The organism is Streptacidiphilus pinicola, assembly GCF_003258295.1.
In the GTDB taxonomy this organism is placed as follows: Bacteria; Actinomycetota; Actinomycetes; order Streptomycetales; family Streptomycetaceae; genus Streptacidiphilus; species Streptacidiphilus pinicola.
Genome location: NZ_QKYN01000030.1, coordinates 20,208 through 34,836, shown reverse-complemented (window position 1 = coordinate 34,836; position 14,629 = coordinate 20,208). Strand labels below are relative to the sequence as shown.

10 protein-coding genes, 1 tRNA gene and 1 pseudogene are annotated in these 14,629 nt (G+C 67.6%); 10 read left to right on the top strand and 2 right to left on the bottom strand.

Annotated elements, in window-relative coordinates; translation table 11 throughout:
* Window positions 1–156 precede the first annotated feature (156 nt).
* The 5 genes and pseudogenes from DN069_RS07750 (at window position 157) to DN069_RS07730 (ending at window position 5,974) form a co-directional block, all read left to right on the top strand.
* Window positions 157–230 (top strand) — tRNA-Pro (locus tag DN069_RS07750).
* 492 nt (window positions 231–722) lie between these two features.
* Window positions 723–1,004, top strand: a pseudogene (locus tag DN069_RS42805) (helix-turn-helix domain-containing protein); the annotation flags it as partial.
* Between the two features lie 1,210 nt (window positions 1,005–2,214).
* Window positions 2,215–3,813 (top strand): ATP-dependent nuclease, encoded by a 1,599-nt coding sequence (locus tag DN069_RS07740; RefSeq protein WP_111500110.1) that lies wholly within the window; start codon window positions 2,215–2,217, stop codon window positions 3,811–3,813.
* 10 nt (window positions 3,814–3,823) lie between these two features.
* The gene (locus tag DN069_RS07735; RefSeq protein ID WP_243638985.1) at window positions 3,824–4,834 is read left to right on the top strand and encodes a UvrD-helicase domain-containing protein; all 1,011 of its coding nucleotides are present in this window, start codon (window positions 3,824–3,826) and stop codon (window positions 4,832–4,834) included.
* Between the two features lie 132 nt (window positions 4,835–4,966).
* Complete coding sequence (locus tag DN069_RS07730) at window positions 4,967–5,974, top strand: DUF6602 domain-containing protein (protein ID WP_133259848.1); 1,008 nt, start codon at window positions 4,967–4,969, stop codon at window positions 5,972–5,974.
* 735 nt (window positions 5,975–6,709) lie between these two features.
* On the opposite strand, the gene DN069_RS07725 is transcribed toward DN069_RS07730, so the two are convergent.
* Both DN069_RS07725 and DN069_RS07720 read right to left on the bottom strand, forming a co-directional pair.
* Window positions 6,710–7,267, bottom strand: a complete 558-nt coding sequence (locus DN069_RS07725; protein ID WP_207892080.1) for a GNAT family N-acetyltransferase — start codon at window positions 7,265–7,267, stop codon at window positions 6,710–6,712.
* A complete protein-coding gene (locus DN069_RS07720; protein ID WP_111500107.1) occupies window positions 7,264–8,547 on the bottom strand; it encodes an NsdA family TPR-like regulatory protein in 1,284 nt (427 codons plus the stop codon). The genes DN069_RS07725 and DN069_RS07720 overlap by 4 nt, the downstream gene beginning before the upstream one ends.
* A 270-nt stretch (window positions 8,548–8,817) precedes the next feature.
* Here DN069_RS07720 and DN069_RS07715 point away from each other — a divergent pair, with 270 nt between their 5' ends.
* From DN069_RS07715 to DN069_RS07695, 5 genes are all read left to right on the top strand, one after another.
* Window positions 8,818–9,195 (top strand): hypothetical protein, encoded by a 378-nt coding sequence (locus tag DN069_RS07715; RefSeq protein ID WP_111500106.1) that lies wholly within the window; start codon window positions 8,818–8,820, stop codon window positions 9,193–9,195.
* Between the two features lie 748 nt (window positions 9,196–9,943).
* Window positions 9,944–10,933 (top strand): NAD-dependent epimerase/dehydratase family protein, encoded by a 990-nt coding sequence (locus tag DN069_RS07710; RefSeq protein WP_111500105.1) that lies wholly within the window; start codon window positions 9,944–9,946, stop codon window positions 10,931–10,933.
* Entirely contained in the window at window positions 10,930–11,868 is a 939-nt protein-coding gene (locus DN069_RS07705) for a thymidylate synthase (RefSeq protein WP_111500104.1), read from the top strand. The genes DN069_RS07710 and DN069_RS07705 overlap by 4 nt, the downstream gene beginning before the upstream one ends.
* Window positions 11,865–13,568 carry a carbamoyltransferase family protein gene (locus DN069_RS07700; protein WP_111500103.1) on the top strand — a complete coding sequence of 568 codons (1,704 nt, stop codon included), beginning with the start codon at window positions 11,865–11,867 and terminating at the stop codon, window positions 13,566–13,568. The genes DN069_RS07705 and DN069_RS07700 overlap by 4 nt, the downstream gene beginning before the upstream one ends.
* Window positions 13,565–14,593 carry a hypothetical protein gene (locus DN069_RS07695; protein WP_111500102.1) on the top strand — a complete coding sequence of 343 codons (1,029 nt, stop codon included), beginning with the start codon at window positions 13,565–13,567 and terminating at the stop codon, window positions 14,591–14,593. Before DN069_RS07700 ends, DN069_RS07695 begins: the two co-directional genes overlap by 4 nt.
* The last annotated feature ends 36 nt before the right edge of the window (window positions 14,594–14,629 follow it).

Here is a 14,629-nt window from a genome sequence, read left to right as displayed (position 1 = left end):
ATGATCGCCTTCCCGACCCCACGAACCCCCGCACCCCTGTGACCTGCACGCATCGATGCGGAAACCCGTGCACGAGCACGGCCCGGGATCCTGTATTGTTCTTCCTGTGCCCGGGAGACCGGGGACAGACCGCGAAGCCGCAAGGCAGAGCAGTCACGGGACGTGGCGCAGCTTGGTAGCGCACTTGACTGGGGGTCAAGGGGTCGCAGGTTCAAATCCTGTCGTCCCGACTCGGACACTAGTCCAGAGTCGCAGGTCAGAGCCGGTGTCTGATTCATCAGACACCGGCTCTCGACGTTTTCCGACCCACTTCAGCTGGGAGCGGACTGGGAGCGAAGCTGGGAGCACTCGGCTCCCAATCCGCTCCCAGGTCAAACCATGTTGACTGGCATCACCCACAACGGTCGAGATGCCCAGAAATCTCTCCTCACGAGCCCCGAGATGCCGCGAGATCAGGGGCCCCGGACGGGGTTTTGACGAAGTGCCATATGTTGTCAAGTGCACGGAGGACGAATTGCGCTCTTGACGACCTGCTCCTGGGCGCAACTTCGCGCTCCCAACAGCTTCACCTGGTTTCAACCCTGCGCGGCTCCGTCAAACTGGGCCAGCTCCCAAAAGATCGAGGTGCCGTCATAGCCCATCCCTCGACCGTGAGTGTCAACGAACGTGATGTGGCCCCTATCCAGGCGACGTGAACGTCGTAATGATGAGGCCTCAACGTCGTGCCGCCGACGCCGTCCCAGGCGTGGTGGGGGTCCGCGCCAGGGCGGGAGCGGTTACGGCTCCAGGACGTGGGGCACAAGAACGAGGAGATTGCCGCTGGCCTGCGGATCAGCGTGCGGTCAGTCGAGCGGTGGCGCCGGGCCTGGCGATATAGCGGAGAGGCGGCAGCCCTGTCGAAGGGCTCGCCGGGAAGACCTCGACTCAGTGAAGCCCAGATCGCCAGGCTGGAGCGGGAGTTGGAACGTGGTCCGCAGGCCCGCGGCTGGTCGGAACAACGATGGAAGCAGATCCAGTACCGGCCGCACGTGGTTGACGGCTGCCTCGCCCGGCACGGGCCTGGCCTTCGGCCTGGACGAACTGGAGAACGACGGTCAGCGGCCGCCCGGCGGCCCCCGGATCAGCGCGCCACTGGTAGCGATCAGGTTGCTGCGCTTGTATAGGCGTTGTGAGCCCGGAACCCACCTTCGAAGATGTGGCCAATCCAACGCCTGAGGAGATGACGGCCTGGGCTTACGCGCCCAAAGCGCAGCCCCCGGTCTCCCAGGACTAGGACATCATCGCAACACGCCCAGCATTCGGCTCTCTGTTCCTGACCCTCGCCGCCGACAGGCAGTGTCCCCGCCGCCACTTCTTCGTCGGCTGACTGTACGTCCGAGCCGGCGACGCCGTGCGCACGTGGAGGCTTCCCTCCCGCGAGTCAGGCAACCGCACACCGACTCGTTCCAGCCAACCCATGACGATTTCCGGACAAAACTCCGCGAATGCGATAAACGATATCATTTGCGGCAGTCGGCCAGCTAAATTGCTCAACCGCTGCATTCTCAGAAGAGAAGCAGCAGGTCAGCGAGCGGGCCCCCCTCGGAAAATGCCACCAAAGGGGACATTTGGCCCTTACCTGAGTGCGCCTCGAAACAGGTACTTTTAACGCCTGCGCGCTCGTTTGCACTGGTCAACGCGGTCACCCATGCTCTCGGCATGACTTCTGGCCTGGCCCTCACCGTGACGGTGGTTCTCGCAGCGCTCAGCATCTGTCTTGTGCTCGTTGTCTGGCACTGCTGCCGCGGGACTCGAGACTCGCAGCGCAGCGCACTGGTCGCCCTTGACCGACTGTGCTCCTGCCTCGAAAGAATCGTATCCGCAATCTTTCAACGCCGGCCGAGCCAGCCGTGATCAGCCAGGATCTGACTGCACACCCCAGGCCCGCCATGCCAGCCGCCCCCGCGCGCAGCCTGCTTGCAGAACGACCGCCACTCCCACGTCAGTTCGAACGTCAATTCGACTCGAACAATTCTCCGAGAATTGCGTGCGTGAAGGTTCTGTGGGGCATGCTGGTGTCTACGCCGCGCGGTAGCTCATCGGGGAAGGTCACTGTGCTCTTCGAATGGAGAGCAGGGTGCACACCCGTGAGTGCCATCGGATGGGCTTGCTTCTAAGGTCTAGATTCATGCGTGCTCACGTATTAATCTAAGTGCAGTAAGGATTTTTGCGCCTGTGCTGACTGGTATAGCGATTAAGAACTACCGAGCGTTTCGAGACTTCGAGCTCGACTTCGACCCCAGCATGAACATCTTGGTTGGGGATAACGACGCCGGTAAGTCCACCATCCTGGAGGCCATCAGCCTGGCGCTGACTGGTCGGCTTCGAGGTCGGCTCATCGCACAGGAACTCTCGCCGTTCATGTTTCACCAGCGGGCGGTACGGGAGTATCTGGAGGCTCTGCAGAGCGGCACCGGAGATGCTCGGCCACCCGAGATCATCATCGATCTGTTCCTGGAGGACACGCCGGCCTCCGCCGCACTCAAGGGCACCAACAACTTGAAGAAGGCGGATGAGCCTGGCGTCCGCATCAGGGCGTACCTCAATTCGGACTTCGCCGCGGAGTACGCGGAGTTCATCAAGGACCCCGACCAGGTTCGGCTGATCCCGACGGAGTACTACCGCGTCGACTGGCTCGGGTTCTCGGGCAACGGGATCACGTTCAAGAGCGTGCCGGCGACAGCCTCGCTCATCGACGCGTCCAACATCCAGCTCCAGAACGGCGTGGACTACTACCTCAGCAACATCATCAGCCAGAACCTCGATCCCAGTCAGCGGGTCGGCCTCACCCGGGCCTACCGAGACCTTCGCGAGCAGTTCGGCAACAACGGCGCCATCCAGAAGATCAACGAGGGGCTGCGTGGTGCCCCGCGCGACGTCAGTGATCGTGAACTGACGCTCGGGATCGACCTGTCGCACAAGGCCAGCTGGGAGAGCAGCCTCGTGCCACACCTGGACGACCTGCCGTACCAGTACGTCGGCAAGGGAGAGCAGAGCACACTCAAGATCCTGCTCGCCTTGAACAAGCGGGTGGCCGACGCCCACATCGTCCTGGTCGAGGAGCCCGAGAACCACCTCTCCTTCCCGAAGCTCGGCAAGCTGGTGAAGAAGATCAGCGACAAGTGCGTCGGCAAGCAGGTCTTCATCACGACGCACAGCTCGTTCGTTCTGAACAAACTCGGGCTCGAGAACCTGGTGCTGCTCTCGACAGAAGGGGGCTTCCGTATGAGCAGCCTCCCTGCCAGCACACAGGACTACTTCCGAAAGCTCTCGGGCTACGACACGCTCCGCGTGGTCCTGGCGCCGCGGTCGATCCTGGTGGAGGGACCGTCCGACGAGCTGGTGATTCAGCGGGCCTACCTCGACGTCCATGGTGCGCTGCCGGCAGAAGACGGCGTTGACGTGATCAACGTCCGGGGACTGTCCTTCAAGCGCTTCCTTGACATCGCCGCTCTGCTGCCGAGGAACCAGGTCGCTGTGGTTACGGACAACGACGGCAACGATGCATCCGTGGTGCGGGCGCGCTACGCGGCCTACACCGGGCTGCCCAACGTCAAGGTCTGCGTCGGCGAGGACAAGGGTTTCAAGACCCTGGAACCGCAGCTCCTGAAGGCGAATGGGCGCGACAAGCTCAACGAAGTCCTGGGCACCAGCTTCAATGACGACGATGACCTGCTCAAGCACATGGAGGGCCACAAGACGACGGTCGCCCTGGCGATCTTTGAAGGAGACCGAATCACGATGCCGGGGTACATCAGTGACGCAGTCGCCTAACAACTTGGCCGTGATCGCGGCGGCTGGTTCCCGCAAGACGCAGCAGATCGTTGACAGCGTGCTGAGCGACCCTAGCGAGCGCGTGCTGGTGACGACCTACACCACCGAGAATCTGGGGCAGCTCGTTGGTCGGCTAAGCGCCGGGAGTGGGATCCTGCCGGCGCACGTCACGGCGATGGGTTGGTTCACCTTCCTGCTCAACGAGTGTGCCCGCCCTTATCAGAGCGCGGTACTCGGCGACGTGGGCGTAATCCGTGGCCTGGACTTCGTGGGGCAGAGATTCAAGTTCGCCAAGAGGTCTGAGCCTCAGAAGTACTACATGGACCGGCACAAGGACATGTTCCGCGACGGGCTGTCTGACTTCACCGTGCAAGCCAACCGGGCCACCAACGGACTGGTGATTGACCGCCTGGCCGGCATGTACGACCACATCTACATCGACGAGGTCCAGGACCTCGCCGGGCACGACCTGGAGCTCCTGGACCTACTGTTCAAGTCGCCCATCGGCGTCACGGTCGTGGGCGACCCACGGCAGGCCACCTACGCGACCAACAACTCCAAGAAGAACAAGCGGTATAAGGGCGGCGGCGTCGTTGACTGGCTCGCCGAGCGAGACGATCGCTGCCTGATCGACGTGCGAGACGTGAGCTTCCGCTGCAATCAGGAGATCTGCGACTTCGCGGACGGGCTCTACCCCGATCTGGACCCGACGGTCTCGAAGAACGCCGAGGTGACTGGCCACGACGGCATCTTCGAGATCAAGCGGGACGAGGTCCATGACTACGTTCAGCGGCACGCTCCCATGGTGCTGCGCTACGACAAGCGGGCCGACACGCTTGGTCTGGACGCCATGAACATCGGGCTGTCGAAGGGCAGCACGTTCGACCGTGTGCTCATCTTCCCAACCAAGCCGATGCTCAAGTACCTAGGATCGCGCAATCCGGATGAGGCGGGGGCACGAGAGAAGCTGTACGTCGCCGTCACGAGGGCGAAGTACAGCGTGGCGTTCGTGGTCCCCTAACGATCCCCAGCGGCGCATCCTCAGACCCCCTAGGTTTCCCAGATTGGGCACCAGGAACACCCGCGCAGGGCTACGGTCGCTCGAGGAACTTCTCGGCTGGATCGGCTGGGCCGAGTACATCAGTGGAGTGTCATGTCCCCCGGCGAAGTCCCAGCCCAACCGCCCAGGCCGGAACTGTGGTTTGGCTACCCCACCCCTGACGCCAACGAATCGACAGCCACGCGGTCCCCAGCCCACGACCGCTGGCTCGAAGACGTCCAACGCGATGTGCGCGAGGACTACGACCGGCTTCACCTACAGGCTCGGACGGATCCTCAGAGGTCTGGGCACGGTGGGGAGGGGACCTGGGAGCAGTTTCTCTCTGATTGGCTTCCCCCGCACTACGAGGTAGCCACCCGGAAGTACATCATTCCGGACGACGGCGACGACGTGTTCGAGACCGACCTGGTGGTCTTCCGCCCTGGTTACCCGAGGGCACTTCGGAAGCGGGTTGAGGTCTTGGCGGCTGGCGTCGCGGCGGCCTTCAGCGTCAAGCTCACACTTGACCGAGACGGGATCCGCGACGGCATCGACAGGGCCGCTCGCTTGCGGCGGGGTTCCCGCACAACGCCACGACACATCCGCGGGGAACTCTTGGGCCAATTCCCCGTCGGTCTCCTTGCCCACTCGCATGCTTGGGCGTCTCCGGACCCTGGGCCCTCTAACAACGTCACTCGGGCGCTTGTCGAACTGGACAGCGCACTCGTCCAACACCCGAGGGAGGCGCTCGACTTCTTGTGTGTAGCGGATCTTGGCACATGGTCAACGACCCGGATCGCCTTCATGCCCTCATCAGTCACGGCTCCAACTGACGAATCTCCGGGCCCGGCGCTTTTCGGCTTTCCACTGACTTCGATGAGTCAGGTGACCACCGGCTCCGCACCGGCGCTGTCAGTCTTTCTCTCTCTTCTGTTCGACAGGCTCGCTCTGACCGACCCGGAACTGGAGCCACTGGCGGACGGCCTACGCGCGGTGCACCCGGCGCGAACTGGCCGGGCGGACGTCCGGCCCTGGGACGTTGAGGCGGTCTACTCCGAACAGGTGCGGCAACAACTGGTCGCGAAGTTGATGCAAGGGCCGGATTGGAAAGGGTTCTACTGAGCGCCTGGCCTCGCCTCGCGATGGGCTACAAGCTCCCAGCACCCGGGTACAGCGTCTGACTCCGGCGGCCGATGAGGACGCCGCCGAGGCAGTGATGCGAAATGCTCCGCGCTCTGCGATCTCTGCGGCCGCCAGCGCCTTGGACTTCTCCAGCGTGGCCGCGAAGGGCACGCCGAGCTGGTCCGCCCAGGCTTCGTAGGAACCAAGGTGTGCCACTGCCGGCGCGGGGTCCGTGAGCTCGATCGTGCTTGGCAGCTCGATGACGCGGACATCCTCCACAGCGCACGCCAGCAGTTCTGGTGCCTTCTCCAAGGAGAACCGAGAGCTGAGCGATACCCGCGCCGGCCCCTCGGCGGTCCCGAGCACCTCTGCTGCAGCCCGCCGCCAGAGGTGACCGGCCGAACCGGTCCGAGCGATGGGGGTCAACCATGACCAGCCCTGACGTGCCCGACCAGGGACAACCGCCCAAGGAAGAACCCGAGCCGCCCAAGCCGCCACAGCGGCAAGCTTGGGCCCAAGCCGTGTGCAACGGCATGGCCCAACCGGTCTATCTCCTCATCCGCCACGGCGGCTGAGCTGGTCCCTCGACGCAGGCACCGTCGAGGGACCCGCCCGTGGCAGTCCGCCGCCCTAGTCGACAGGGCGGCGGCCCGCCACTGGCCACCGTAGCCCCCGACGCAACCCGGTCAGCCTCCTCAGGATCGGCCAGCCGAAGCTAGGCGGCGCTTACTGCCGCTACCTCGGGCGGGTGGCGCGGGCCATGGCGACGAGCGGCGGAGAGCCAGGGCTGGGGGTCTGCCGGTTGAACGGCTCATAACCCCAGCTGGCGTACAGGGCCTGGACCTTGCCGTCACCTGCCGCCGGATTAACCAGGAGCGTGACGCGCTCCTCGCCCCGCTTGGACAGCAGAGCATCGTGCAGGCGCACAGACACACCGGTCTTGCGCCACGCCGGGCGCACGCCGAGTTCCTTGAACGCGATCGCCGCAGCCTCCTCCCAGCCAGACGGCAGCGGTAGTTCCATGCGCTGCCACCAGCGGTCCCCGGCGCGCACGGTGTTGCAGTAGCCGTAGCCCACCGGCTCGACGCCGTCATAGCCGATCACCGCCTCCCAGCCGTCCTCGGCGGCATGACGGTCCAAGCGCTCGGCGTAGGCGTCCACGCTGTAGTGCGGCAGGTGGATCAGATCGCGCCGCACGTCCGCGTACACGTCCAACATCACCTGCCGCACGGGCCGGAGGTCGGTGTGGTGCTCGATCGCGATGCGCGCGCCTGCTGCTGTCGAGCTGGTCATGCGGATCCTCTCTGTGCGGCGATCCAGTGATCCTCCCAGGCCCGCTCAGCCGCGGACCCGGGAGCGGTGGCGTGCAGGGTCTCGGTGAGGTGGCCCAACGCCCGGACCACGCGAGGATGCCGAGCGCCCTCCCCGCGGAGCAGCGCCACCGCGGTGTGCACGGCGGCGTCGGCGTCGCCCTGCCCGAGCTGCGCGCGGGCCAGCCGCGCGTTGGTGATGACGTTCGAGCGCCGCAGATGACCCCGCCGGGCGGCCAGAGAGCGGTGCGCGCGAGCCTCGGCTTCCTCGTACCGCCGAGCGGCGAGGTACGACGTCAGAGCGAGGGAGTCCAACTCCGCCTGGTCGTAGAACGCCGTCAGCCACAACGGGCGCTGCTGCTCGGGGTCTGCGCGGCCCAGTGCGGCCTGGGCGCGACCGAGGGCCCGGTCCACGGCTGGCCGATCCCGCGTGAGACCGAGGATCGCGGCATGCCGGGCATGACCCAGCGACGCGAACAGCGGGTCACGGCGGGCGATCGGCAGGGCGCGCGCTACGTCGTTGGCGGCCAGCGCATCAGCTGGGCGGCCCATGAGCCGGTACAGGCTCCCCGCGTGGGACCAGACACGGAACTGAATGCCCTGGTCCCCGGACATGGCCGCAAGGGCGGCCGCGCGGTCGCGATGCCCAGCTGCGGTGTCGAAGCGGCGGGAGTCGATGGCGGCCCACATCGCCGAGGACACGAACGCGGCGGCCGTCCCGTACAAGGCGGCCCGTACTCGCTGCGTCGCGCCGCCCTGGGCCTGCAGCTCGATGGCCTCTTCGGCCAGGGCCAGGGCGTGGTACTCGGTGGAAGTCCGGCCGCCGTGAGCGTGGTCATCGGCGACGATCTGCGCGAACTGGCGCTGTAGGCGGCGCACGTCGCTCATCCCGATGCGGCTCGGTGCAGCGACGGCCGGGGACAGGGCGGCGCTGGTGACGACGTGCAGGAACGAGCGGCGGTGCACAGGCTCTACCTCGGCGGGGGCAGTCGGGACAGCGGCGTGAGCGGGATGGTTCTTGAGGCGGAAGCCGAGCGCGTCGGCCGGACAACCGCATACTGCCGCCAGCGCGGCCAGCTGCGCGGGTTGCGGGCACCGGGTTTTTCCGCTCAGCCAGTGCCGCACCGTCCGGTCACCAACGGTGTCTCGCCGCCCGGCGGCGCGCAGCTCCGCGTTAACCTGGTCGGCTAATCCCTGCTGCGTGAGGCCCAGATCGGTCATGCGCTGGGCCAGCGCCGCGTTCAGTTCCTGCTGCCCCGTCATACCTGCGACGGTAGCGCTGAGGTGATCGGCGTCACAGCTGACCGGAAAAACCCTGGCTCCCAAATTTCCGGTTCACCGCACCCACCCACCTCGCGGTTTGACCTCCCTGACTACAGGTCACCGGCGCTGTACTGAATGTGCAGCCCAGTGCGACCCGCTGAACCGCCTCGTTCCCCCGAGGCGGGCTGCTCCTTGATCTGCCGTGCCCGCCCGCGCCCCCCGTCGCAGGCGGGCACGGCACCCACCCTCGACCACGCCAGCGGAGTACCGATGAGCCACACCACCACCGCCGAACCCTATTCCGCCGGCACCCCGGCCGGCCGACCCCTCGCCGCGGTGTACGTCTGCACCGGCGAGCTGGAGTCCACCGCCCTCATGGCCGTCACCGCCACCGAGTACGCGCGCGACGTCCTCGGCTGGGACACCGTCACCGACGTCCGCGACCGCAACCGCGGACACCTCCTCACGGAGCGGGACGGCTGGCAACGGCTCCTCGGGCTGATCCAGGAACGCCAGGTCACCGCCGTGATCACCCGCACCCGCGCCATGGTCGCCGCCGACGAGACGGCGTTCGAGGAGCTGCGCCGCGAACTCGCCGCACTAGGTGCCACCCTCGAGTACGTGCCCCCGCGCCGCGCGGTGGCGTGACCGTGACCACCACGGATCCCCGCACCACCTACGCGCTTCCAGCGCGCCCCCAGGCGCGAGCGGCCACCGGGTACATCTCGCCTGGCGGCTGTACCCGTCCGCCGCCGTCCCTGCCGGCACCACCACCGTGTTCGTGCCCAACGTGGCGCGCGCGGAGCTGGTGGCGCACCGCATGCGGCAGCTCGCCCACTGGAGCCACCTCACCCGCCAGCGCCGCACCCAGGGCCAGCCGTGAGCGCGGAGGATCGGCCGGAAGTCGGCGACCTGGTGCGTGCTCCCGACGGTGCGGAACGGGTCGTCCCCGTGTCCGCCGTGGCGGCCTGGTGCTGCGCCAGCGCCACGGCACCACCGAGGAGCCCCGGGCGGAGTCGGCCGACCTCACCGTCCTGGCGCGGCGCGGTGATTGGTCGTGAGTGCCCGCCACGCGACCCCCGACCGCGACCGGTTAGGCACAGTCCTCGGAGCGCTGTGGGTGAGCGGACACGTGGCCGCAGCCATTCTGCTCGGGATCACCATCCACGGCCAACCGGAACCACCCGGCGACGCCCTACCTGTCCCACACAGCGCCCCTGACCTGGACCGCCACCCGCGTAACCCCCCTGAATTCTGCGTGGCCGGTCGAAGCCTCCCCGGCAACTGGCTGGGCGGCACCATCCAGCTCCACTTGGGCGACCGAAGGGTCAGCGTCGCCACCTCGAAAGTCCGCCCGCGTGCGCGCCCGAGCAGCAGGAAGCAAGGAACCCACCGCATGGAGGATGCTTCTTTGGACAGCAACGAGCACCGTTTGGCCCTGGTGACCGGAGCCGGAGGATTCATCGGCTCGCACCTCGTGGACGAGCTCTTGGCGCGCGGCTGGCGCGTCAGGGCGGTGGACCGGCGCTCGCCGAGCGGCGACAGCCTGGCCGCCCGGAACCTGGCCCACGCCATCGGATCACCTCGCTTCGCGTTCGAGCACGTCGACGTGGCCGGCCCGCACCTGGGAGAACTCCTCGCCGAAGTAGACGCGGTGTTCCACCTGGCCGCCGCGACCGGCGTGCGCGGGTCCTGGGGGAAGAACTTCGCCTCGTACGTGCAGGACAACATCACCGCGACCCACCAGCTCATCGAGCAGTGCGAGCGGGCGGGGGTACCGCGACTGGTGGTCGCTTCCTCGTCAAGCGTCTACGGCGGCGCGGCAGGCGGCGCGTCAAGCGAGAGCGGCGCGGTAAGGCCCCTCTCGCCCTACGGGGTGTCGAAGCTAGCCGCGGAACAACTCGCGCTCGCCTACGCGGCCAGGCGCGACGCGGCGACGCAGGTCGTGGCGTTGCGCTTCTTCACGGTCTACGGTCCCCGGCAGCGCGAGGACATGGCGATAGCCAGGATGCTGAACGCAGTCCGCACCGGGCGCGCGATGCGCCTGTACGGCGACGGCAGTCAGCGCAGGAACTTCACGTACGTGAGCGACGTCGTGGCCGCTCTTGTGCGGGCCGAGCACACCGCGCTCACCGGGCGAGCCGTGAACGTGGCCGGGCCGGCCACGCTGTCCGTGCGCGAGCTGCTGGAGCTGGTGGCGGAGGTCACCGGAAGGTCCGTGCCGTTCGTGGAAGTGGCCGCCCGGTCCGGCGATCCAGAGGCGACCGAAGCGGACTTCGAACTCTCACGCACGGTGCTGGCCTACCGGCCGCAGGTGTGGCCCCGCGAGGGGATCGCGGCCCAGTGGGAATGGATGCACCACAACGGGACCAGGGGGCATGCATGATCTGTGTGGAGGCGGCTTCGGCCAACGAGCTATTCACCCGGGCATGCTCCGCCGTGCTCGAACACGGGCGCGCGGTCAAGCCGCGCGGCATGGCCACCACCGAGGTCATCGGCGCGCACCTGACGCTGACGCAGCCGCGCCGCCGGATGGTCCACTTACCGCCCGCGCGGGTGCTCAACGCGGCCTTCGCCGCCGCCGAGGCGGTGTGGATTCTGTCCGGCTCTGACGCGCCGTGGATCTACACCTACAACCAACGCATGGCCCAGTACACCGACGCCGGTGTGCTGCTCGGCGCGTACGGGCCACGCATGAGGGCGTGGCGCAAGGGCCTCGACGAGGTCGACCAGATCGACCACGTGCGCCGGACGCTGCTCGCCGACCCCGACTCGCGCCGCGCCCTGGTCCAGCTCTACAACCCGGCCCGGGACATCCCCGGCCACAGCGACGTGCCCTGCACCCTCGGCTACCGCTTCTACCTGCGTGACGGCCGACTGGAGATGCACACCACGATGCGCAGCCAGGACCTGTGGCTCGGGTTCTGCTACGACATCTTCACCGCGACGATCCTGCACGAGCTGATGGCCCACTGGATCGGCGCGGAGCTGGGCGAGTACCACCACCACGCGGACTCGCTGCACCTGTACCAGCAGAACATCGCCGACGCCCTCGCGCTCCTGTCCGCTCCGCAACCGAGCCGTGCCATGGAGCCGCTGGGCGTGCCGTGGGAGACGTTCGACGCTCTGATGGAACAGATCGTCGCCGGGGGCACGCCGCCGTCCGCGTGGGGTGCCTTCGCGGAGGTGATGCGCAGCTACCGAGTTTGGAAGGGCGGAGACCGGGCCGACGCACGGCAGATGGTCGCTTCCGCGACCGACGTCCTCGGATCGGGATTGAGCAACTGGTACGCGGTGCTGGACGGGAGGACGGCTCGATGAAGCCGGTAGTGGTGGGGTTGTGCTCGGGCACGCACGACTCGGCGGCGGCGCTGATCATGGACGGGTCGTTGGTTGGCCTGGTGGAGGAGGAGCGTCTCAACGGCGAGAAGCACACCAAGGCGTACCCGGAAAGGTCTGTCGGGTGGCTGCTGAGGACTGCTGGTCTGTCGGCCGCCGATGTGACGGACGTGGCGTACAACTTCTCGCCGCGCCTGTACCTGCGCGGGGCGACGCCATGGTGGCACCTTCGGCCGGCCACAGCTCCCCGGGCGCTGCCCCGGGTTCGGAGCTTCCTTCGGGTCCACGGGCGCGCGTCCGAGCGGCTGCGAGCCTTCGGGCAGCGCTTCCCGAACGCGGCCCTGCACGGCGTGGAGCACCATCGGGCCCACGGGCTATACGCGTTCGCCGCGTCCCTGTTCGAGCAGGCCGCCGTGCTGGTGGTGGACAGCCTCGGTGAGACGACCACCACGTCCATCTGCACCGCGCGCAGGGAAGCGGCGGGAGTCGCCCTGACGGGCCGCTGGTCGCTGCCTGATCCCGCTTCCCTTGGCTACGCCTACGGGGCTGTCACCGAGCACCTGGGATGGCGGCGCGGCGACGAGGAGGGCACCGTCATGGCGCTCGCCGCACTCGGGGATCCGACGCGGTTCCGCGCCCTGTTCGCCGAGGCCATCTCGATCACCGCGGACGCCTTCGCGCTGGATCCTTCCTGGTTCCCGCTGCGGGTCATGTCCAGCCGGTATCCGCGCCTGTCGCCCGCGTTCGTGGCCGCGACCTGCCCGCGCCGCATGCCGGCCGAGGAACCCGGCCAGATCCACGCCGATCTTGCCGCCGCACTCCAGGAGCGCACCGAGCAGGTCATGGTTCACCTGGCCGTCCAGGCTCGGCACCGCACTGGGCAGAGGGCTTTGTGTGTGGGCGGGGGCGTGGCCCTGAACTGCGTCAGCCTCGGGAAGATCGTCGAGCGCGCGGGGTATGACGAGGTGTTCGTCCCTCCCGCGCCGGGCGACTCGGGCACCGCTGCGGGCGCGGCGCTGGCCGTCCACCAGACCCGTGCTCCCCGACTCGTGGAGGGCGTGGACGGGCGCTGCTACCTGGGACCCGAGTTTCCCGGCCTGGACCTCGGATCACAGCCGCGGCCCGGCATGACCGCGCACCGACCCGCACACGCCGCCCGCTACCTGGCCGGGCAGCTGGCGCAGGGGAAGATCGTCGGCCTGTTCCAAGGAGCGCTGGAGGCCGGCCCCCGCGCGCTGGGCAACCGGTCGATCCTGGCGTCCCCCCTCAAGCCGGAGGTGGTGGAGCGGCTGAACGCACGAGTGAAGTTCCGCGAGCCTTTCCGTCCCTTCGCGCCTGTGGTGACTGCCGAGCACGCCAGGCAGTACTTCACCCTCAGGCAGGCCGCCCCGTTCATGTCCTTCGCCAGCGGTGTGACCGACCGCGCCCGCGAGATGATCCCGGCCGTCGTCCACGACAACGGCCTCGCCCGGGTCCAGACCCTCGACAGCGACCGCAACCCGTTCCTGCACTCCGTCCTGTCCGAGTTCGCGGCAATCACCGGCGTGCCGGTGCTGATCAACACCAGCCTGAACATCAAGGGCAAGCCGATTTGCGGCACCCCTGATCACGCCCTGGACTGCCTGACCGAATCCGGCATTGACGCCCTCTTGCTGGAGGGCTGGTGGGTGGAGGAGACATGAGGATCGGCTACAGCTTCTGGGGCTTCCTCGGCGACGGGATCACCGACACCCCCGACGGCGGACGCAGCCACCGCAAGGCGCTCGTGGACGGCCTGATCGAGACCGGGCACCAGATCACGTTCCTCCAGGTCGACCGCGATAGCGCCGAGTCCGGCACGCCCGTCGGCGGGCCGTACGGGTGGGACGCGGGGCTGCCGGACATCGACGCGCTGTTCCTGGAATGGCGCTGGCCCGTCCCCGGCCGTAACGACAGCCCGTGCGGGACGCTGGGGCACACCTGCGACCTGCACCGCCAGCAGCAGCTCATCGCCCACTACGTGCACACCCTCGGCGTGCCCGCGCTGCTGTGGGACAAGGATCAGCAGCTCGCCCCGGCCGACCCGCTGCGGCAGACGGCGCACGTCACGGTCCTCGAACCGGCGCTGTACCCGCGGCACCATGCCGTGAGCCTGCTGTTCCCCGTCGCCGACCGGGCAATCGATCAGGCTGATCCCGCCGCGCTCGCGTCGACCGGCCGCAGGCTGCCGCTGGTGTACGTCGGGAACCAGTACGGCCGCGACCGGGCGTTCGGGGAGTTCTTCGCCCCGCCAGCACGGGAGTTGGACCACGTAGTCGCGGGCAAGTGGACCGACACGGGCCGCTGGCCCCACGTGCGGTTCATCGGTCGCGTCCCCTTCCGGCACGGCGTCGCCCTGCACCGGGAAGCGCACGCCACGGTGCTACTCGCCCCGGACCGGTACGTGAACTCCGGCCAGTACACCCAACGCATCTTCGAGTCCGTCTTGTCCGGATGCGCACCGATCGTTCCGGCGCGCTACCGGGGAGCGGGAACCGTCGTCCCCGGCGAGCTCCACGCGGACGACGGAGCCCACGTGACCGATATCACCCGCGCCGTCGCCGCCATGACCGTGAGCGAGCGAACGCGCTTACTGACGCGCTGCCTTGAGCGCCTGGATCCCTTCCGCCTGTCGCGACAAGTCCAAACGATCAACATAAGCTTGCGTCGATTTGGGGGAGAATCGTGATTTCCTACCTCGTCCCCCTCACCCGGCTCGATAGCG